This is a genomic window from Pseudomonas palmensis (genome assembly GCF_017848315.1).
Taxonomy (GTDB): domain Bacteria; phylum Pseudomonadota; class Gammaproteobacteria; order Pseudomonadales; family Pseudomonadaceae; genus Aquipseudomonas; species Aquipseudomonas palmensis.
Map to the genome: position 1 here is coordinate 41960 of NZ_JAFKEC010000002.1, position 21000 is coordinate 62959.

Annotated in this window: 15 protein-coding genes; 5 read left to right on the top strand and 10 right to left on the bottom strand. The window is 65.1% G+C overall.

From position 1 onward, the window contains the following. Nucleotides 1-39 precede the first annotated feature (39 nt). Together JZZ72_RS01610 and JZZ72_RS01615 are read left to right on the top strand one after the other, a co-directional pair. A complete protein-coding gene (locus JZZ72_RS01610; RefSeq protein ID WP_043860882.1) occupies nucleotides 40-1779 on the top strand; it encodes an autotransporter assembly complex protein TamA in 1740 nt (579 codons plus the stop codon). Next, complete coding sequence (locus tag JZZ72_RS01615) at nucleotides 1776-5450, top strand: translocation/assembly module TamB domain-containing protein (RefSeq protein ID WP_058541223.1); 3675 nt, start codon at nucleotides 1776-1778, stop codon at nucleotides 5448-5450. Before JZZ72_RS01610 ends, JZZ72_RS01615 begins: the two co-directional genes overlap by 4 nt. Before the next feature lie 79 nt (nucleotides 5451-5529). Here JZZ72_RS01615 and JZZ72_RS01620 read toward each other — a convergent pair whose 3' ends face one another. Then, entirely contained in the window at nucleotides 5530-5910 is a 381-nt protein-coding gene (locus JZZ72_RS01620) for a Mor transcription activator family protein (protein ID WP_043860880.1), read from the bottom strand. A gap of 455 nt (nucleotides 5911-6365) precedes the next feature. On the opposite strand from JZZ72_RS01620, the gene JZZ72_RS01625 reads away from it, so the two are divergent. Beyond that, nucleotides 6366-6554, top strand: coding sequence for a hypothetical protein (locus tag JZZ72_RS01625; RefSeq protein ID WP_043860879.1), 189 nt, complete (start codon nucleotides 6366-6368; stop codon nucleotides 6552-6554). A gap of 40 nt (nucleotides 6555-6594) precedes the next feature. On the opposite strand, the gene JZZ72_RS01630 is transcribed toward JZZ72_RS01625, so the two are convergent. Continuing rightward, nucleotides 6595-6981, bottom strand: coding sequence for a fe2+ zn2+ uptake regulation protein (locus tag JZZ72_RS01630; protein ID WP_088515161.1), 387 nt, complete (start codon nucleotides 6979-6981; stop codon nucleotides 6595-6597). A gap of 208 nt (nucleotides 6982-7189) precedes the next feature. On the opposite strand from JZZ72_RS01630, the gene pvdQ reads away from it, so the two are divergent. Continuing rightward, nucleotides 7190-9511: a bifunctional acylase PvdQ gene (gene pvdQ, locus JZZ72_RS01635; protein WP_058541222.1), complete on the top strand. Its 2322-nt coding sequence runs from the start codon at nucleotides 7190-7192 to the stop codon at nucleotides 9509-9511. Nucleotides 9512-9595: 84 nt separating this feature from the next. Here pvdQ and trhP read toward each other — a convergent pair whose 3' ends face one another. After that, nucleotides 9596-10915 (bottom strand): prephenate-dependent tRNA uridine(34) hydroxylase TrhP, encoded by a 1320-nt coding sequence (trhP, locus tag JZZ72_RS01640; protein WP_043860877.1) that lies wholly within the window; start codon nucleotides 10913-10915, stop codon nucleotides 9596-9598. Nucleotides 10916-11035: 120 nt separating this feature from the next. Here trhP and JZZ72_RS01645 point away from each other — a divergent pair, with 120 nt between their 5' ends. Then, nucleotides 11036-12097 carry an AI-2E family transporter gene (locus JZZ72_RS01645; protein ID WP_043860876.1) on the top strand — a complete coding sequence of 354 codons (1062 nt, stop codon included), beginning with the start codon at nucleotides 11036-11038 and terminating at the stop codon, nucleotides 12095-12097. Between the two features lie 17 nt (nucleotides 12098-12114). Here the strand turns inward: JZZ72_RS01645 and JZZ72_RS01650 are convergent, their stop codons facing one another. The 7 genes from JZZ72_RS01650 to nuoI all read right to left on the bottom strand — a co-directional run bounded on the left by JZZ72_RS01650 (nucleotide 12115) and on the right by nuoI (nucleotide 21000). Beyond that, nucleotides 12115-14208 carry a TonB-dependent receptor family protein gene (locus tag JZZ72_RS01650; RefSeq protein ID WP_210013944.1) on the bottom strand — a complete coding sequence of 698 codons (2094 nt, stop codon included), beginning with the start codon at nucleotides 14206-14208 and terminating at the stop codon, nucleotides 12115-12117. Between the two features lie 522 nt (nucleotides 14209-14730). Then, complete coding sequence (gene nuoN / locus JZZ72_RS01655; protein ID WP_043860874.1) at nucleotides 14731-16200, bottom strand: NADH-quinone oxidoreductase subunit NuoN; 1470 nt, start codon at nucleotides 16198-16200, stop codon at nucleotides 14731-14733. 7 nt (nucleotides 16201-16207) lie between these two features. Beyond that, nucleotides 16208-17740: an NADH-quinone oxidoreductase subunit M gene (nuoM, locus tag JZZ72_RS01660; RefSeq protein ID WP_043860873.1), complete on the bottom strand. Its 1533-nt coding sequence runs from the start codon at nucleotides 17738-17740 to the stop codon at nucleotides 16208-16210. 39 nt (nucleotides 17741-17779) lie between these two features. Continuing rightward, nucleotides 17780-19633, bottom strand: coding sequence for an NADH-quinone oxidoreductase subunit L (gene nuoL / locus JZZ72_RS01665; protein ID WP_043860872.1), 1854 nt, complete (start codon nucleotides 19631-19633; stop codon nucleotides 17780-17782). Beyond that, the gene (gene nuoK / locus JZZ72_RS01670; protein WP_010220409.1) at nucleotides 19630-19938 is read right to left on the bottom strand and encodes an NADH-quinone oxidoreductase subunit NuoK; all 309 of its coding nucleotides are present in this window, start codon (nucleotides 19936-19938) and stop codon (nucleotides 19630-19632) included. Before nuoK ends, nuoL begins: the two co-directional genes overlap by 4 nt. Before the next feature lie 3 nt (nucleotides 19939-19941). Then, nucleotides 19942-20442 (bottom strand): NADH-quinone oxidoreductase subunit J, encoded by a 501-nt coding sequence (nuoJ, locus tag JZZ72_RS01675; RefSeq protein WP_043860871.1) that lies wholly within the window; start codon nucleotides 20440-20442, stop codon nucleotides 19942-19944. Nucleotides 20443-20451: 9 nt separating this feature from the next. Beyond that, the gene (gene nuoI / locus JZZ72_RS01680) at nucleotides 20452-21000 is read right to left on the bottom strand and encodes an NADH-quinone oxidoreductase subunit NuoI (RefSeq protein WP_009400993.1); all 549 of its coding nucleotides are present in this window, start codon (nucleotides 20998-21000) and stop codon (nucleotides 20452-20454) included.

Below are 21000 nucleotides of genomic sequence, written 5' to 3' on the forward strand. Positions count from 1 at the left end.
GCTGCGGGCAACCGCCAAGCTCTGGTAGCATCCGCGCCTATGACGTATTCAGGACGATTCACCTGCGGGTTGATTTTATGGGTTGCCAGCTGCGCGGTGTACGCACAGAGCGAGCTGGTAGTACGCATCAAGCCCGCCAACAACGAGCTCAAGGCCAACGTCGAAGGCTATATCGGCAGCCTTGGCACCCGCGATGAAGAAGCGCTGCTACGCTTCAGCCGCGGCGCCGTGGAGCAGGCCAGAAAAGCCGCCCAGGCGCTGGGCTACTACCAGGCGCAGATCGACAGCCAGGTCAAACCTTCGCCCAAGGCCGACAAGGGCCCGCAACTGGTGCTCAGCATCGAGCCGGGCGAGCCGGTGCGCCTGCGCGAGGTGACCGTGCGCGTCGAGGGCCCGGCCAGCGAGATGACGGCCTTCCGGGTTCCTTCGAGCAAGGCGCTGCGGCCTGGGGCTGTGCTCAACCATGGCAACTACGAGGACGCCAAGCGGCTGATCCAGAACCAGGCCTCGCGCTATGGTTTCTTCAGCGGGCATTTCCTGCGCCAGCGCCTGGCGGTCGACCCGGCGGCGGGTGTGGCGGACATCGAACTGGTGTACGACAGCGGCCCGCGTTACCAGCTGGGCAAGGTCCGCTTCGAAGGCGACGCGCCGTTCGACGAGAGCCTGCTGCAACGCATGGTGCCCTTCAAGCAAGGCACCCCCTACGACTCCGAACTGATCGCCGAACTGAACAACGCGCTGCAATCGAGCGGCTACTTCGAAGGCGTGCGGGTCGACGCTGCGCCCACTGCCGCCGTGGCGCAGAGCATCCCGGTAGAGGTGCAACTGCAAACCCGCAAGCCCCGCACAATGGGCCTGGGCCTGGGCTTTTCGACCGACGTCGGGCCGCGCGGCAAGGCCAACTGGACCCGCCACTGGGTCAACCCGCAAGGCCACAGCTATGGCCTGGAAACCGAGCTTTCGGCGCCGCGCCAGAACGTCGGCCTGTGGTACGACATACCGCTCGACCCGCCGCTGACCGACAAGCTGCGCTTTGCCGGCGGCTACCAGAACGAAGAGATCGCCGGTACCGACAGCCTCAGCAAACTGCTCACCGTGGGCCCGGAATGGCACAGCAAGCTGCCCAGCGGCTGGCAGCGCGTGGTATCGCTCAAGTGGCAGCGCGAAGAGTACCGTCTGGGTGACGATTCGGGCTTGAGCACCCTGCTGATGCCGGGTGTGAGCTACAGCTACCTGCGCAGCGACAACCGCATCGACCCGCACAACGGCTACCGCTTGCAGTTCGACGCGCAGGTGGCCAAGGAAGGGCTGCTGTCCGACACCAACCTGCTGCATGGCAACGTGCTGCTCAAGGGCCTGACCACCGTGGCGCAGAACCACCGCTTCCTGGGCCGGGTGCAGTTCGGCGGCAGCGCCACCAACGGCTACAAGTCGGTGCCCCCCTCGCTGCGCTTCTTTGCCGGTGGCGACCAGAGCGTGCGTGGCTACGACTACCAGACCCTTTCACCCAAGAACGCCGATGGCGACCGTATCGGCGGGCGCTACCTGGTGGCCGCCAGTGCCGAGTACCAGTACTCGATCGCCGAGAAGTGGCGCCTGGCGACCTTCGTCGACCAGGGCAACTCGTTCAACAGCCTGGAGCTTCCCAGCCTCAAGACCGGCGTCGGCTTCGGTGTGCGCTGGGTGTCGCCGGTCGGCCCGCTGCGGCTCGACCTGGCCAAGGCGCTGGACGATGACGGCGGCATACGTTTGCACTTTTCCATGGGGCCCGAGTTGTGAGCAAGGTGTTGAAACGCGGCGGGCTGGCCCTGCTGGCGCTGCTGGTCGTGCTGGTGCTGGCCGTGGGTATCCTGCTGGGTACCCAGGCCGGCAGCCGCTGGGCCTTGAGCCTGGTGCCGGGCTTGCAGCTGGACAATTTTCAAGGCCGCCTTGGCGGGCAATGGCAGGCCGATCGGCTGATCTGGCAGCAGGGCGAGGACCGGGTCGAAGTGCTTGCACCGGTGTTTGCCTGGTCGCCCGGCTGCCTGTTGCGCATGACCTTGTGCATCGACCAGCTGCGCGCCGGGCAGGTCAACCTGGACTTCGCCCCCAGCGAGGCAGCGCCCGACAGCGGGCCGCTGCAGTTGCCCAGCCTCCAGTTGCCAGTGGCGATCGAACTGGGCGAAGTACAGGTCGGCCAGTTGCATCTGGACGGCAGCGAGCAGTTGAGCCAGTTGCAACTGGCTGCACACTGGACCGCCCAGGGCCTGCAGATCGACAGCCTGAACCTGCAACGCGAAGACCTCAGCCTGAACCTCAGCGGCCTGCTGCAACCGGTGGGTGACTGGCCGTTGCAGCTGCAGGGTCAGGTGCAACTGCCGGCCATCGACGACCAGCCCTGGCAACTGGCGGTGCAGATAAAAGGCGACCTGCAGAAAAGCCTCGACCTGCAGGCCGATAGCAGCGGCTACCTGCAAGGGCGCCTGGCGGGTCAATTGCGGCCCCTGGCCGAGCACCTGCCGGCCCAGGTACGCCTGAGCGCCACCGGCTTCAAGCCATCGGCCGGATTGCCGGACACCCTGCAGTTCGAGCAGCTGGAACTCAGTGCCTATGGCGACCTGGCAAAAGGTTACCAACTGGTGGGCGCCGGCCGCCTGCCGGCCGAGCAGGGGCCGATCAGCCTGAGCCTGCGTGGCCGGGTGGATGCCAAGGGCGCCCAGATCGCCGCCCTGGACCTGAGCGCCGCCGCGCAGCAGCGTGTCACGCTCAGCGCCACTGCCGACTGGCAGAGCGGTCTGGTTGCCGATGCCAGCATCGACTGGCTGGACTTCCCGTGGCTGCGCCTGTACCCGCTGGACGAGGCTCCGCAGGTCACGCTGCGGCGCCTGAACGCCAAGGTCAACTACCGCGACGGCAACTACCAGGGCGATTTCAGTGGCGACCTGGACGGGCCGGCAGGTGCCTTCAAGGTCAGCAGCCCGTTCAAGGGCGACCTGGGCCAGGTCAGCCTGCCACAGCTGGCCCTTGAAGCCGGCCAGGGCAAGGTGGCCGGCAGCGTCGCCGTGCAGTTTGCCGAGGGCGTGGCGTGGGACGCGGCACTGGAATTGTCGGCGCTCAACCCGGCGTACTGGCTGGCCGAGCTGCCGGGCACCCTGGCGGGCCCGCTGCGCAGCAAGGGCGAACTCAAGGGCGACACGCTGCGCCTGAATGCCGATCTGGACCTCAAGGGGCGATTGCGCGGCCAGCCCGCCGTGCTGCAGGCCAAGGCCGACGGTGCAGGCGAGAACTGGACCCTGGGCACCTTGCTGATCCAGCTGGGGGACAACAAGATCAACGGCAGCGCCAGTGTGCAGCAACGCCTGGCCGGTCAGCTTGACCTCAACCTGCCGCGCCTGGGCCAGCTGTGGCCGCAACTGCAAGGCCAGCTCAAGGGCCGGCTTGATGTGGCCGGTACGCTCAAGGCGCCGCAGGGGCAACTGACCTTGCAGGGCCAGCAACTGGGCCAGGCCGAAAACCGCGTGCAACGCCTTGAGCTGGACGCCCGGCTGGACAGCGCCCAGCGTGCCCTGATCGACCTGCAGGCCGGGTCGATCCGCCTGGGCGAAACCAACCTGGGCACCCTGACCGCCAAAGGCCAGGGCGACATTGGCAAGCAGCAATTGCAACTGGCCCTCGATGGGCCGCAACTCAAGCTCGACCTGGGCCTGGACGGTCAGCTCGACAAGGGCAACTGGCGCGGACGCCTGGCCAGCGGCCAGGTGCAGGCGGGCGGGCAGGACTGGCAGCTGCAGGCACCGGCCAGGTTGCAGCGCCTGGCCAATGGGCAGGTGGATTTCGGCGCCCATTGCTGGCGCTCCGGGCAGGCCAGCCTGTGTGGTGAAGACCAGCGCCTGATGCCCGACCCGCGCCTGCGCTACCACCTCAAGCAGTTCCCGCTGCAAAGCCTGGCACAGTGGTTGCCCAAGGACTTCGCCTGGCAGGGCATGCTCAATGCCGACATCAACCTCGACCTGCCGGCCAGCGGGCCCAAGGGGTCGATCGTGGTAGACGCCAGTGGCGGCACCTTGCGGGTGCGGGAAAAGGATCGATGGCTGGACTTCCCGTACCAGGCGCTGCGCCTGAACAGCACCCTGGGCCCGCGCCGCGTGGACACGCGCCTGGAGTTCGTGGGCGGGCGCCTGGGCGAGCTGACCCTGTCGGCGCGTATCGACCCACTGGCGCGCAACAAGCCGCTGAGCGGAGACTTCCGCCTGAGCGGGCTGGACCTGTCGGTGGGCCGGCCGTTCGCGCCGATGGTCGAGCGCCTGGCTGGCCAGCTCAACGGCAGCGGACAGATCACCGGTACGCTGCTGGCGCCCCAGGTCAACGGCAACCTGACGCTGAGCAATGGCGAAGTGTCGGGTGCCGAGTTGCCCATCAGCCTCAGCGACCTCAGCCTGCGGGCACAGATCGCAGGCGAGCAGGTGCAACTGGGCGGCGAGTGGAAGAGCAGCCCGGTCGGCCAGGGCCGCCTGAGTGGCCAGATCGGCTGGGCCCAGGGCCTGGCGGTGGAGTTGCAACTGCAGGGGCAGCGCCTGCCGGTCACCGTCGAACCCTACGCCAACCTGGAGGTGGCGCCGGACCTGAAGATCCAGATGATCGGCGAAAAGCTCGCGGTCACCGGCAAGGTGCTGGTGCCCAAGGGCAAGATCACCGTGCGCGAACTGCCGCCTTCGACTGTAAAGGTGTCGGATGACACGGTCATCGTCGGCCACCAGACCGAGCAGGGCAAGGCGCCGATGGCCGTGGCCATGGACATCGACGTGGAGGTGGGGCAGGACAAGCTGGCATTCAGCGGCTTCGGCCTGACCGCCAACCTGCTGGGGCGCGTGCACATTGGCGACAACCTCGATACCCGTGGCGAGCTCAGCCTGGCCGATGGGCGCTACCGGGCCTATGGCCAGCGCCTGACCATCCGTCGTGCGCGCCTGCTGTTTGCCGGGCCGATCGACCAGCCCTACCTGGACATCGAGGCCATTCGCCAGACCGACGACGTGATTGCCGGCATCCGCCTCAGCGGCAGCGCCGAACAGCCCACCACCCAGGTGTTTTCCGAGCCGGCGATGAGCCAGGAGCAGGCCTTGTCGTACCTGGTGCTGGGGCGTCCGCTGGGCAATACCGGCGAAGACAACAACATGCTGGCGGAGGCGGCCCTGGGCCTGGGCCTGGCGGGCAGCGCGGGGATTACCGGCAGCCTGGCATCGAGCCTGGGCATCGAGGACTTCCAGCTCGACACCCAGGGCAGCGGTGACAACACCAGCGTGGTGGCCAGCGGCAAGCTGACCGAGCGCCTGAGCCTGCGCTACGGCGTAGGGGTGTTCGAGCCGGCCAACACCATCGCCTTGCGCTACCTGCTCAGCAAGAAGGTCTACCTGGAGGCTGCCAGCGGTATCGCCAGCTCGCTGGATATCTTCTACAAGCGCGACTTCTGATACGGCCAGTCAAGGGCTGCGCACACAACAACGCCAGGCGCGACCGCTCGCGCCTGGCGTTGTTGTGTGCGGGGTGTGTCTAGCGCGTGTGCGCTTCCTGGCGCCGGATGTTGCCGATCTGGCGCAGGCTCAACCCGTACTTGTCGGCCAGCACGCTGCGTGACTGGCCATTGGAGCTTTCCTGCTGGATCTGCTGGTTGCGCAGCTGGCGATTGAAGTGGTCGGCCTTGGGAATCTCCAGCGCCATGCCGGCGTAGCGCTTGATCAATGCATCCAGCGCTTCGGTTGGCAGGATCTCGGCCAGCGTGGTGCGCTCGCGGTGCTTGGGAATGTACTTGGGGCGGCCGCCGTAGATGGTGGTCAGGCGGTAGGCATGCTCCAGCCCGATGCATTCGATGAGCATCTGCAGTGACTGGGGCAGTTGTTCGATGTCGATCTTGTTCAGGTCACACAGTTCCATGATGACTTCCTTGTTGGCGGTATGAGCGAAGGGGCCACTTCATCGGGTGCCGTCCGTGCCTGAGCATCCTTGCCAGGTGCGGCGCGCCCCACGTCGACAGCGTTGAACTGCCAAGTGGCCTGAAGGAATTCTCGGTCAACCGCCAAGGGGAGATCTAGGCAGCAAGCGGGTCAGGGGAGGTAGTCTTTCCGTACACATTGCGTGAGGAAGTCGGTGGTCTGTTGTAGGAACCAGCGGCGCCAGGGAGGGCGTGGCCGCGTGTCTACGGCGAGCCTGCTCCAGCGCTGTGGTTCAGGTTGCTCAACCCTGAACGCAGGGCACGGGCACACCTGGCGGATGATTTCAGGTTGTCGCGTCGGGAAAAACCGGGAAACATCCTCCTGCGTGACGTGGCGTTGTATCATGGCCGCCGGCCGCAGTAGGGCCCTCAAACCCGTTGTCGTAAGGATTTTTCAATGACTCAAGCTCAACGCCTGAAATACTCGATCCTGGTTGCCCTGGTGGTGCTGGCAATCATGCTGGGCGGCTCGTACCTGCAGAACGCCGGCGTGATCAGCGAAAAGGTGTTCCAGTACATCGCCATCGGCGTAGCCGTATTGGCCGTGATCGTGAACGGCATCATGCGGCGCAAGGTCAAGTTCTGACCGCTTGCGAGGCTGCGGCCGGCGTCACCCGGCCGTTGGCCTAGCGTGAAACCGGCTGTTCCAGCACCGCGCGAGCCTCGGGGTTGAGGCTGTAGCACTTGTCGCTGCCCAGGCTGATCACACCTTCGACGCACAGGCGCTTGAGCACTTCGCGAACGCTCAGGAACGACAGCGGAATATCCAGCTGCTCGAGCTGGCTGTGCACCCCGCGCACCCCGATACTGCGCCCCTCTCTGGCGGCCGCGTGCAGCGCATCGATGACCTTCAGCCGGATCAGGCTGGTGCGCAGGCCGAATGCCTTGAGCAGTTCGCGGATATGTTCGTTGCCGGCGCGGTCCGGTTCAGCCGCTTCGGGCTTTTCCGGCAGCGGCGCGTGGGCTTTGCGTCTGAAACGCAGCGGTGTGATTGGCTGTTGCTGGTTGTACATGTGAAAACTCCCTTTCCCGAGCTTGTCCAGTTTGCGTGTGGTGCTCTCACTCTATAAGACGAACGAGCGCGGCAAATCTGCATCGGCAAGGCAAAAAATATTGCCTTTATGTAGAGAGAGACGAACGAGCGGCGCAAAAGCGGTAAATTTTCATGATGAAATTCGTCTAGTCAGGATGTTCGTTCACCCTGATGCTGCCGGAGTCCGCGTGTCTGCCAATCGCTCGATCCCCTCGTTCTGCCTGACGGCCCTGCTGGTTGCTCTGAGTTGTTCAGCCCACGCCCGCGAGGCGCCGCCGGGCGAGGCCCGGGCCGAGATCCGCCGCACCAGCTTCGGTGTGCCGCACATCGTGGCCCGCGATGAGCGTGGCCTGGGCTATGGCATCGGGTATGCCTACGCGCAGGACAACCTGTGCCTGCTGGCCAACGAAGTGGTGACCGTCAACGGTGAGCGCTCGCGGTTCTTCGGGCCGCAGGCGCAGACCCTGGAGCAGCGTGAAAACCTGGCCAGCGACGTGTTTTTCACCTGGCTGAACACGCCTGCGGCGGTGTCTGCGTACTGGCAGGCGCAACCGGCGCCGATCCGTTCATTGCTCGAAGGCTACGCGCTGGGCTACAACCGCGCGCTGGTCGAGCGCACTGCCCAGGGCCTGCCTGCCCCGTGCCAGCAGGCCGAGTGGCTGCGCCCCATCACCGCCCTGGACCTGGTCAAGCTGACCCGGCGCCTGCTGGTCGAGGGTGGGGCCGGGCAGTTCGTCGAAGCCGTGGCCGGTGCCGTGCCCCCCGGTGCAGCGGCGGGGTTGCCGGCTGCGGCCTTCAGTGTGGCCCAGGCGCGCCAGGCCAACTTTGCGCTTGAGCGCGGCAGCAACGCGGTGGCGATAGGGCACGAGCGTTCGGCCAATGGCCGTGGCCTGTTGCTGGCCAACCCGCATTTCCCGTGGGTGGGTGGCATGCGCTTCTACCAGATGCAGTTGAGCATCCCCGGCAAGCTGAACGTGATGGGCGCCGCGTTGCCCGGCCTGCCGCTGATCAACATCGGTTTCAACCGGCATCTGGCCTGGACGCACACTGTCGACACCTCCCGGCACTTCACCTTGCACCGCTTGCAACTGGACCCGAAAGACTCGACCCGCTACCTGCTCGACGGCGTGTCCACCCCCATGACCCGCCAGCCGGTGAGCGTGTCGGTCAAGGCTGAGGACGGCCAGCAGCAGGTGGTCACCCGCGAGCTGTACGGCACGATCTATGGCCCGCTGGTACAGTGGCCCGGGCGGCTGGACTGGACCGGGCAGGTGGCCTTCAGCCTGCGTGATGCCAACCTGGGCAACACCCGCGTGCTGCAGCAGTGGTACAGCATGAACCAGGCCGACAGCCTGCAGGCCCTGCAGCAGTCGGTGCAGCGCCTGCAGGGCATACCCTGGGTCAACACCCTGGCAGTGGATGCCAGCGGGCAGGCGTTGTACCTGAACCAGTCGGTGGTGCCCTATGTGGATGCGCCGCTGCTGGCGCAGTGCAGCGACCCGGCGGCGGGCCTGGAACTGATCGTGCTCGACGGTTCGCGCAGCGCCTGCAACTGGAAGGTCGATGCGCGAGCGGCGCAGCCCGGTATCTTCCCCGCGCAACTGCAGCCCAGCCTGCTGCGTGGCGATTTCGTACAGCACTCCAACGATTCGGCCTGGATGGTCAACCCGGCGCAGCCGCTGCGCGGCTACTCGCCGATCATCAGCCGCGAAGACGTGCCCCTGGGCCCGCGCAGCCGCTTTGCCCTGCAGCGGTTGAACCGCCCCGGCAAGATCAGCGCGCAGGACCTGCACCACATGGTCATGGACGACAAGGTGTACCTGGCCGAGCTGGCGCTGCCCGACCTGCTGCAGTGGTGCAAGGGCGCGACGGCCGATCCGCAGCTCAAGGCCGTTTGCGACAGCCTGGAGGCGTGGGATGGCAAGGCCGGCCTGGCCAGTGGCATCGGCCTGGTGCACTTCCAGAACATCCTGCAGGCGTTGCAGGAGCACGGTGAGTTCTGGCGCGTGGCATTCGATCCGGCCGACCCCCAGCACACCCCACGCGGCCTTGCGCTGGAGCGTGCCGAGGTGGCCAGGGCCGTGCGTGCGGCGGCATTGGCGTCGCAGGCGCAGGTGGCCGAGGCCGGGCTGAGTGCGAATGTGCAGTGGGGGCAGATCCAGCAGGCGGGCGACGGCACGCCGATGCATGGCGGGCCGTCGAGCCTTGGGGTGTACAACGCCATGCAGAGCGTGCCGGGCGAGGGGGGCAAGCGCACCGTGATCAGCGGCACCAGTTACCTGCAGGTGGTCAGTTTCGATGACAAGGGGCCGCACGCGCAGGGGCTGCTGGCGTTTTCCCAGTCCAGCGAGGCGGGGTCGGTGCATGCCAGTGACCAGACCCGTGCGTTCTCGGCCGGGCACTGGCACACCATTCCATTCACCGAGGCGCAGATCAAGGCGGACCCGCAGTACCAGGTGCAGGTGATACGTGAGACGGATACTGCAGCTGTAGCCAGCAGCCCACGTTGAGCGTCGGCTGCATCGCGGGTCAAGCCCGCTCCCACCAGGGTTGCGCACTACCTGTGGGAGCGGGCTTGACCCGCGATAGCGTGGCTACGTATTCAGATCCCGCAACAACAGCCCGAAGCCCAGCTCCACCTGTTCGGGAATCGGCAGGTACACCGTGTGCCCATCCCCCGGCGCCACCTCCAGCGGATTGCCCGCGCGATCCCGCAGCTGGTGCAGGTCGAAATGGTAGTTGCCCCGCGGCGTCATCAGCTCCAGGTGATCGCCCAGCCCGAAACGGTTCTTGACCTTGACCTCGGCCAGCCCGTCGACCCGCTCCCCGGTCAGCTCGCCCACGAATTGCTGGCGCTCGGACACCGAGTTGCCCCGCTCGTAGTTCTGGTACTCGTCGTGCACGTGGCGGCGCAAGAAGCCTTCGGTGTAGCCGCGTTGCGCCAATGACTCCAGGTCGAGCATCAGCGAACGGTCGAATTCACGCCCCGCCAGCGCATCGTCGATGGCCTGCCGGTACGCCTGGGTGGTGCGGGCACAGTAGAAGTGCGACTTGGTACGCCCCTCGATCTTCAGCGAGTGTACCCCCATGCGGGTCAGGCGCCCGACGTGCTGCACGGCACGCAGGTCCTTGGCGTTCATGATGTAGGTGCCGTGCTCGTCCTCGAATGCCGGCATGTCTTCGCCGGGCCGGTTGGCTTCCTGCAGCACGAACACCTGGTTGGTGGGGGCGCCGACGCCCAGGGTCGGCTGGACTTCGCGCACGATGTCACCCACCTCGTTTTCCTGGGCCGGGGTGGCGCTGTACTGCCAGCGACAGGCGTTGGTGCAGCTGCCCTGGTTGGCATCGCGCCGGTTCAGGTAGCCCGACAGCAGGCAGCGCCCCGAATACGCCATGCACAGGGCGCCGTGCACGAACACTTCCAGCTCCATCGCCGGCACCTGCTGGCGGATCTCTTCGATTTCTTCCAGCGACAGCTCCCGGGACAGGATCACCCGGCTCAGGCCCTGGGATTGCCAGAACGCGACACTGGCCCAGTTCACCGTATTGGCCTGTACTGACAGGTGGATCGGCATGGCCGGGAAGTGCTGGCGCACCAGCATGATCAGCCCAGGGTCGGACATGATCAGCGCGTCCGGGCCCATGGCGATCACAGGTTCCAGGTCCTTGAGGAAGGTCTTGAGCTTGGCATTGTGCGGGGCGATGTTGACCACCACGTAGAACCGCTTGCCCTGGGCCTGGGCTTCCTGGATGCCCAGCGCCAGGTTGGCATGGTCGAATTCGTTGTTGCGCACACGCAGGCTGTAGCGCGGCTGGCCGGCGTAGACCGCATCGGCGCCATAGGCGAAGGCATAGCGCATGTTCTTCAGGGTGCCGGCAGGGGCGAGCAGTTCGGGTCGGGCGAGGTGGGTCATGGCAAGGTCGCGACAAAAGCGCGGATGCTACGCGCCTGCACCACCGATTTTATTGATCCACGGCAACGGCACTTTCTGCAGTGCGCCGCGCACTAATCATCAGAGCGCAAAGGAGCGGACATGAACGAATCGGTATTGCAGCAAAAAGCCCTGATGTGGTTGCTGGTCCTGGTGACCCTGGCCTTCATCTGGATTCTATTGCCCTACTACGGCGCGGTGTTCTGGGCGGTGATCCTGGGCATCGTGTTTGCGCCGTTGCAGCGCCGGTTGCTGTTGCGCCTGGGCTGGCGGCGCAACCTGGCGGCGGGTATCACGCTGCTGGTGTGCCTGCTGATCGCGATTCTGCCGGTGATCGTCATCAGCACGTTGCTGGTTCAGGAAGGCGCCACGCTGTACAAGAACATCGAGAGCGGCCAACTGGATATCGCCGGCTACATCGAGCGCTTCAAGGACATGCTGCCCGCTGTGGCCCAGCATGGCCTGGAGCGCCTGGGCATGGGGGATCTGGAGGGCTTGCGCGACAAGATCGCCAAGGGCGCGATGCAGGGCAGCCAGTTCTTCGCCACCCAGGCGTTCAGCTTCGGGCAGGGCACGTTCGAGTTTCTGGTGAGCTTCGGCATCATGCTGTACCTGCTGTACTTCTTCCTGCGCGATGGCGCCGAGCTGGTGCGCAAGATCCGCACGGCGGTGCCCCTGGCCGAACACCAGAAGCGTCGCCTGCAACTGAAGTTCAATCGCGTGGTGCGTGCCACGGTCAAGGGCAACCTGCTGGTGGCGGTGACCCAGGGCGCGCTCGGCGGGTTCATCTTCTGGGTGCTGGATATCCCCAGTGCGCTGGTGTGGGCGGTGCTGATGGCGTTTCTGTCGCTGCTGCCGGCGGTGGGTGCCGGCATCGTGTGGGGCCCGGTGGCCGCGTACTTCCTGCTCAGCGGTTCGATCTGGCAGGGTGTGGTGCTTGCCGCCTTCGGGGTGTTCGTGATCGGCCTGGTGGACAACGTGCTGCGCCCGATCCTGGTGGGCAAGGACACCCGCATGCCCGACTACCTGATCCTGATCTCGACCCTGGGCGGGCTGGCGGTGTTCGGCCTCAACGGCTTCGTCATCGGGCCGTTGATCGCGGCGCTGTTCATGTCCAGCTGGGGGATTTTCGTGGCGACCAAGCCTCAGGTGCAACTGCCCTGAGGCGCCGCTGGCGAGCGTCACTTCCAGCTATAGGACATGCCCACGTAGGCTGCGAAGCCTTCGCCGGGGGTGGAGCGTGCGGCATCGAGACCCTTGTCGTCGTAGCCGGGCGTCACGGTTGCGGCATAGCGCTTGTTGGTGAGGTTGCGCAGGTCGAGCCAGGTGGTCCAGTCCTGTCGGGGGGAGGCGTAGCCGAAGGTTGCGCCCAGCAGGGCATACGCATCGGCCTGGTAGGAGTTGGCGTAGTCGACCTGCACCTTTGAGGCCATCTGCGTGTTGAGCCCGGCATAGAAGCCGCTGGGATGGTCCAGGCGCACCTGCGCCTGATAGTAGTGCATCGGCATGCCGGGCAGGCGGTTGTCGCCGAACGCCGCGTCATCGCGGTAGTGGAAGTCGCTGAAGGTGTAGGCCTGGCGCAGCGACACCCGGCCAACTCCGCTGTGTTCCCACAGCAGGCTGTCGAGGCTGGCTTCCACCCCCTGGTGCACGGTAGGGCTGGCATTCACCTCGCCGACGATGGCGTTGGTGGTGCTGCTGGCGGCCACGGTTTCCACTGTCAGCAGTTCGTGGCGCACGGCCGAGTAGTACCAGGCCAGGTCCCAGCGCCCCAGCCGTGAGTCGCCGCGGGCGCCGAGCTCCAGGGTGGTGGCGGTCTGGTTGCGCAGCTCGATGGGTTGGGTCTGCAGGCCGTTGATCGCTGGCGAGCTCCAGATCAGCGCCCAGGGGTGCGCAGGCTCCACCGAGCGGCTCAGGTTGCCGTACAGCTGCAGCGCGGGGCTGAAGTCGTAGCGCAGCCCCAGGCGCGGGGCGTAGTCCCAGTCATGCTGGCTGACCTTGCCGCCGCTGGCCGGATAGGTGACGGCGCTTTCGCGGCGGGTATAGATCATCGCCAGGCCGCTGGTCAGCCACAGGTCTGGCACCAGTTCCAGTTCGTTGCTGAAGTGGAGGACGCTGTCCGAGCCCTGGTAGGTGAAGTCGCGGGTCTTGGTGCCTATGGGCTGAGTGGGGTCGGTCTCGACCCGCACGAACTCCGAGGCCCCGGTGTTGGGCAGGTGCTTTGTGGTGCGCCAGCCCAGGGTGGTCTTGCTCTCGCGGCCGAACAGGGTGTCGCGGCGCAGGTAGTTGAGCGTGCCGCTGACGTCGGTGTACGCCACCTTGAGGCGCTTGGTGCCTTCACGCAGGTCCATGGGGTAGTCGTGGTAGACCAGGCCGGCTTCCAGTTGCGAGTCGTCATCGAGGTAGAAGGTGGTCTTGTTGCCCAGCCAGGTGCTGCCCGGTTGCGGGCGGCTGGCGTCGCGGCTCAGGTACAGCGGGTTGGCAGCGCGCGGGTGGTGCTTGATCTGGTCCTTGGTCAGGCGCCCGGCCAGTTCGTTTTCGGTTTCGCGGTAACGCAGGTAGAAGCGGGTTTCCAGGTTGGGGTTGAAGCGGTAGCCGACGTTGGCGGCGATACCCTTGCTGCTGCCGCTGCTGTGGTCCTGGTAGCCGTCGTATTCCGAGTCGGTGAGGGCGACGTAGTAGTCCAGGTCACCCAGTACCTGGCCGGAGCTGACCTGGCGTTTGCCGTAGCCACGGCTGCCGGCCTCGACCCGTACCTGCAGGGGCGCGGCGTCGTAGCCGGTGTGGGTTACGTAATTGATGGCGCCGCCCAGGGCCAGGGCGCCGCGGGCGAAGCCGTTGGCGCCGCGCAGTACCTCGGCGCGGCTTAGCCACAGGGGCTCGAACAGTTCATAGGGCGTGCCGCCGGGGCCGGTCAGGGGCAGGCCGTCGAACAGGGTGTATACGCCGGAGCCGTGGGCGCCGGGGGCACGGTTGAGGCCCGAGCCGCGAATCGACAGTTTGATGCCGTCGTTGCCGGCGGATTGGGCGAACACGCCGGGCTGGTAGGCGAGCACGTCCTGGTTGCTGGCGACGCGGCCTTGTTCGACCTGTTGCATGTCGATCAGGTTGGTGGCCCCGGGGATTTGCTGCAGGCGCTCACGGGCGTCCTGAAGTTCGTTGTGTTCCTGGTCCTGGATCAGTACCTGGCCGAGTTCGATGCCTGGGTTGGCTTGGGCGGTGGCGGTGCAGGCGATCAATACGGCGAGGGACGAGCGGGGCAGGGTGGGGTGCATCGAAGGGGTTCCGGAACGGTTGGGCGGGTATCTGACGTTGCAAGTATCAGACGAAGCACAGTGGGTGATCTGTAGTGCAGTCATGCTTTTGATCTGCTCTGGATATGTTCACGGTCGTCGATTTTACCGATTGGTGTGTTTATCCGGCATGGATAGCGCTGCGAATGACGCCTTCCGCTCTTACAGCGGGTCACTTTTGCAAGGACGCAAAAGTAACCAAAAGGTCCCCGGCCAAACATACGGCCCTACGCTTCGCTCCGGGTTCCCTCCCTCCGGCGCCGTCCAGGGGGCACGCGACCCGAGTTGCTGCGCAACTCTAACAGTCGCTCGCTTCGGCTAACGCCGAAGGGGCTACGCCCCGCCCCCTGCACGACACCTCCACTCGGCCTCCTGACAGGCCGGACAATCAAGATCAAGGTCAAGATCAAGATCAAGATCAACGGCGGTGCTGGGGATTGGTTGTTCAATCGCCAAAAACAAAACACCCCGCCGAAGCGGGGTGTCCTGTCAGTGCATCAGCACTCAACCAAGCAACTGCAAACCTGCATGCTGCACCAGGTCCAGCAACGGCTGCGGATAAACACCCAGCACGAACGCCAGAATCGCAATCGCCAGCAACATCACACCACCGGTACGCTGCTCCCAGTTCAACGGCGCATCGTGACGACGCAGGTTCGGCTCGATCAGGTACAGGGTGACCATCACGCGCAGGTAGTAGAACACCCCGATCGCACTACCGATCACCAACGCACCCACCAGCCACCACAGCTGCGACTCGACGCCGGTAGCAATGATGTAGAACTTGCCGATGAAGCCCGCGGTCAGCGGAATACCCGCCAGCGACAGCATCATCACGGTCAGTACCGCCGTCAGGTACGGGCGACGCCAGAACAGGCCGCGGTACTCGTACAGGGCATCGGCATCACGGCCCTTGTAAGGCGAGGACATCAGGGTGATGACGCCAAACGCGCCCAGGCTGGTGATCACGTAGGTCACCAGGTACACGCCAATGGCTTCCACCGCCATGCCCTTGCTCGCCACCAGCGCAATCAGCAGGTAACCGAAGTGGGCGATCGAGGAGTAACCCAGCAGACGCTTGAGGTTGCTCTGGGTCAGCGCCAGCAGGTTGCCGACCAGAATCGAGGCCACTGCAATCACCGACAGCACGGTGGTCAGCACGCCGCTGCTGGCAGCAGGGGAGAGCATGAACAGGCGTACCACAACGGCGAATACAGCCACCTTGCTCGCGGTGGCCAGGAACGCGGCGACCGGCGCCGGAGCACCTTCGTATACGTCCGGGGTCCACAGGTGGAACGGTACCAGCGACAGCTTGAACGCCAGGCCGACCAGCATCATGCCCAGGCCCAGCTGGGCAATCAGGCTTGGCAGGCTGGTGGTGGCCAGGGCCTTGCCGATGCCGTCGAAGCTCAGGCTGCCGGCGTCGGCATACAGTAGCGCCATGCCGAACAGCAGGAACGCGGAACCGGCTGCCGACAGCACCATGTACTTGATGCCGGCTTCCAGCGAACGCTTGTTGAAGAACGCATACGCCACCAGGCCGTATACCGGTACCGAGAGCAGCTCCAGGCCGATGAACAGGCCGGCCAGGTGTTGCGCGCAGACCAGCACCAGGCCGCCCAGGGCCGCCATCAGGATCAGCAGGTAGAGCTCTTCGCGGTTGCCCGGGTAACCCTTGCCGCCGTCACCCAGGTAGGCATGCGCCAGGGTCACGCAGGCCAGGGTGGCGACCAGGATCAACGCCATGTACAGGCACGCGAAGCTGTCGACGGTCAGCAATGGGGTGACCGCCAGCGGGGCCACTTTGAGGGTCGGGATGATCGACAGCAGGGCCAGGTTCAGCCCCACGGTCGACAGCAGGAAGGTTTGCGAGTGATTGCGGCGCCAGGCGATGGCCAGCATCACCACGACGATGGTGATACTGGTGATCAGCAGTGGCGCAAGCGCAATAAAGTGTTGAATCGTCAGGTCCATAGCGCTCTTACCGGGCCGAAGCGAGTTGAGTGAAAGCGGAGCCGAGCCACTGCTGCACACCACTCATGGTGGCGGCGGAGGTATCCAGGAACGGCTGCGGGTAAACGCCCAGCACAATCAGTAGTACCGCCAGGCCCAGCACCATGATCAGTTCGCGGTTGTCCATGCCGGCCAGTACTTCGTCGGACTTGGCCGGGCCGAAGTAGGCGCGGTGGATCATGATCAGCGAGTACACCGAGCCGAACACCAGGCCGGAGGTGGCAATCGCGGTGACCCACGGGGCACTGACGAAGCTGCCGATCAGGATCAGGAACTCGCCGACGAAGTTGCCGGTACCCGGCAAGCCCAGCGAGGCCGCGGCGAAGAACAGGCTGATGGCCGGCAGGTAGGCGATGCGCGACCACAGGCCACCCATCTGACGCATGTCACGGGTGTGCAGACGCTCGTACAGCTGGCCGCTGAGGATGAACAGTGCCGCTGCCGACAGGCCGTGGGCCAGCATCTGGATCACCGCGCCCTGCAGGGCCTGCTGGCTGCCGGAGTAGATGCCGATCAGCACGAAGCCCATGTGCGAGACGCTGGAGAACGCGATCAGGCGCTTGATGTCGGTTTGCGCGAAGGCCAGGAATGCACCGTAGAAGATCCCGATCAGACCCAGGGTCATGGCGATCGGCGCGAACTCGGCCGAGGCATTCGGGAACAGCGGCAGGGCAAAACGCAGCAGGCCGTAGGCTGCGGTCTTCAGCAGGATACCGGCCAGGTCGACGGAACCGGCAGTCGGCGCCTGGGCGTGGGCATCAGGCAGCCAGGAGTGGAACGGTACCACCGGCAGCTTGACCGCGAAGGCGATGAAGAAGCCCAGCATCAGCAGGTATTCGGTACCCGCCGGCAGGTCGGCCTTGAGCAACTGGGTGTAGTCGAAGGTGATCACACCGGTGTTGCCGTAGTTGACCAGTACCAGGCCCAGGATCGCCACCAGCATGATCAGGCCGCTGGCCTGGGTGAAGATGAAGAACTTGGTGGCTGCGTAGATCCGGGTCTTCTTGCCGTCCGAGGAGCTGTGACCCCAGAGCGCGATGAGGAAATACATCGGCACCAGCATCATTTCCCAGAAGAAGAAGAACAGGAACAGGTCCAGGGCCAGGAACACACCGACCACGCCGCCCAGGATCCACATCAGGTTGAGGTGGAAGAAGCCGACGTGGCGCTGGATCTCTTTCCAGGAACACAGTACCGAGAGCACACCGAGCAGGCCGGTGAGCAGGATCATCAGCAGCGACAGGCCGTCCAGGGCCAGGTGCAGGCTGATGCCGAAGCGCTCGATCCACAGCACTTTGAACTCGTAGGCCCACTGTGGCGCGGCACCCGGCGCAGGCGCCAGGGTGTAGTCGCCGTTGGCCCACAGCCAGAGGCCGATACCAAGCAGCAGGGACATGGTCAGCAGCGCGATGTAGCGCGGCAGGGTGGCGCCGAAGCGCTCACCCAGCCAGCACAGCAGGCCGCCGATAAAGGGGATCAGGATCAGCCAAGGCAAAATCATGACGGGCTCAATTCCTTTCGCAAAGTCGCAAGGTTCATATCAGACCGCAGCCACAACAACGGCACCGAGCACAAGCACGGCACCAATGGCGATCGAGGCGGTGTACCAGCGCAGCTGACCGGTTTCGGTTTTGCTCATGGCGGCATGACCGCCCTTGGCCAAACGCGGAATCAGGCCGATGCTGCGGTCAACCGGATCCTTGCGCAGGATGTGGCTGATCAGCAGGTAAGGTTTGACGAACAGCTTGTCGTAGATCCAGTCGAAGCCCCAGGCGGCGAACCACCAGGCCGACAGCACACGACCGATACCGCTGTTGGCGATCGCGGTAACCAGGCGACGCTTGCCCAGGAACAGCATGGCGGCCAGCAGGATACCGGCGATGGCGATGGCACCCGAGGCGATTTCCAGGCTGTGCTTGGCTTCGCCACCGGCATGCCCGACGCTCTGCGGCAGCACGCCGGCCAGCGGTGGGTGGATCCAAGCGCCGACGAAGGTCGACAGCACGATCAGCACGCCCAGCGGCAGCCAGTGCGAGATGCCGTGGCCAGCGTGGGCTTCGGTCTTGGCTTCGCCGTGGAAGGCGATGAAGATCAGGCGGAAGGTGTACAGCGAGGTCATGAACGCACCCACCAGGCCGGCGTACAGCAAGCCGCTGTTGCCGCTGGCGAAGGCTTCCCAGAGGATCTCGTCCTTGGAGTAGAAGCCGGCGGTCAGCAGCGGCAGGGCAGCCAGGGCGGCACCACCGACGATGAAGCTGGCGTAGGCCAGTGGCAGTTTCTTCCACAGGCCGCCCATCTTGAAGATGTTCTGCTCGTGGTGGCAGGCAACGATCACTGCACCGGAGGCAAGGAACAGCAGGGCCTTGAAGAAGGCGTGGGTCATCAGGTGGAAGATCGCGCCGTCGAAGGCGCCCACGCCCAGGGCCAGGAACATGTAGCCGATCTGGCTCATGGTCGAGTAGGCCAGGATACGCTTGATGTCGGTCTGTACCAGCGCGGCAAAGCCGGCCAGCACCAGGGTCACGCCGCCGACCACACCTACCAGGTGCAGCACGTCGGGCGCCAGGGCGAACAGGCCGTGGGTACGTGCGATCAGGTAGACACCGGCGGTCACCATGGTGGCGGCGTGGATCAGTGCCGATACCGGGGTAGGGCCGGCCATCGCGTCTGCAAGCCAGGTCTGCAGCGGCAGCTGGGCCGATTTGCCCACGGCGCCGCCCAGCAGCATCAGGGTTGCCAGCACGATCCAGAAATCACCGGCCTGGAACTTCTGCGGCGCCAGCACCAGCAGTTGCTGGATGTTCAGGGTGCCCAGTTGCTGGAACAGGATGAACAGGCCGATGGCCATGAACACGTCGCCGATACGGGTGACGATGAAGGCCTTGAGCGCTGCGTTGCCGTTGTTGCGGTTGCTGTAGTAGAAACCGATCAACAGGTACGAGCACAGGCCCACGCCTTCCCAACCGAAGTAGATGAACAGCAGGTCGTCGCCCAGGATCAGGAACAGCATGCTGGCAATGAACAGGTTGGTGTAGGCGAAGAAGCGCGAGTAGCCGGCTTCACCACGCATGTACCACGAGGCGAACAGGTGGATCAGGAAGCCCACGCCGACCACCACGCCGAGCATGGTCACCGACAGGCCGTCCAGGTACAGGGTGAAGTTGGGCTTGAAGTCGCCCACCTGCATCCACTGCCACAGCAGCTGGCTGTACGCGCCGCCTTCAGGCGGGGCGACGTTGAACTGCCAGATCACGTAGGCGGCCACGATGGCCGAGAGGCCGATCGAACCGACACCGATCAGCGCCGACAGGTTCTCCGAGAACCGCCCACGCGAGAACGACAGCAGCACAAAGCCGATCAGGGGGAAGACGAAGGTCAGAAAGAGTAGGTTCATCCGCGCATCTCACTGGCAGCATCGATATCGAGAGTGTGGAAGCGGCGATACAGCTGCAGCAGGATCGCCAGGCCGATACTGGCCTCGGCGGCGGCCAGGCTGATCACCAGGATGAACATGATCTGCCCGTCCGGTTGCGCCCAGCGGCTGCCCGCCACGATGAATGCCAGTGCCGAGGCGTTCATCATGATTTCCAGGCTCATCAGTACGAACAGAATGTTGCGGCGCACCATCAGCCCGACCAGGCCGAGGCAGAACAGGATGCCGGCGACGGCCAGGCCGTGTTCGAGAGGAATTGCTGACATGATTTACTCCTTCGCCTCGTTGCGGCCGAGGTGGAACGCCGTCACTGCTGCAGCCAGCAGCAGCATCGAGGCCAGTTCCACCACCAGCAGGTAAGGGCCGAACAGGCTGATGCCCACGGCCTTGGCGTCAACGGTGGTATGACCGATGGCGGCGCCGCTCGGCTGCACGAACAGCACGTACAGCAGTTCGGCCAGCAGCAGGACGGCGAGGAACACCGGCCCGCCCCAGATGCCGGGCTTGAGCCAGCCGCGCTCCTGGGCGACCGAGGCCGGCCCCAGGTTGAGCATCATCACCACGAACACGAACAGCACCATGATGGCGCCAGCGTAGGCGATCACTTCGAGCACGCCGGCAAACGGCGCGCCGAGGGCGAAGAAGGTCATCGCCACGGAGATCAGCGAAATGATCAGGTAGAGCAGGGCATGCACCGGGTTGGTGTTGGTGATCACCCGCAGGGTGGACACCACGGCGACACCGGATGCGAAATAGAAAGCGAATTCCATCTTTCTTCCTTAAGGGAGCAAGCTCTTCACGTTGATCGGCTCGGCTTCGTTCTGCGCGGCGCCCTTCGGCTTGCCGGCAACGGCCATACCTGCAACACGGTAGAAGTTGTAATCAGGGTTCTTGCCGGGGCCGGAGATCAGCAGATCTTCTTTCTCGTACACCAGGTCCTGACGTTTGAACTCGGCCATTTCGAAATCCGGGGTGAGCTGGATCGCGGTGGTCGGGCAGGCTTCCTCGCAGAGGCCGCAGAAAATGCAGCGCGAGAAGTTGATGCGGAAGAACTCGGGGTACCAGCGACCGTCTTCGGTCTCGGCCTTCTGCAGCGAGATGCAACCCACCGGGCAGGCCACGGCGCACAGGTTGCAGGCCACGCAGCGCTCCTCGCCGTCGGGGTCGCGGGTCAGCACGATGCGGCCGCGGTAGCGCGGCGGCAGGTAGACCGGCTCTTCGGGGTATTGCAGGGTGTCGCGTTTGCGGAACCCGTGGGAGAACACCATCACCAGGCTGCGCAGCTGGGTGCCAGTGCCCTTAACGATGTCGCCAATATACTTGAACAT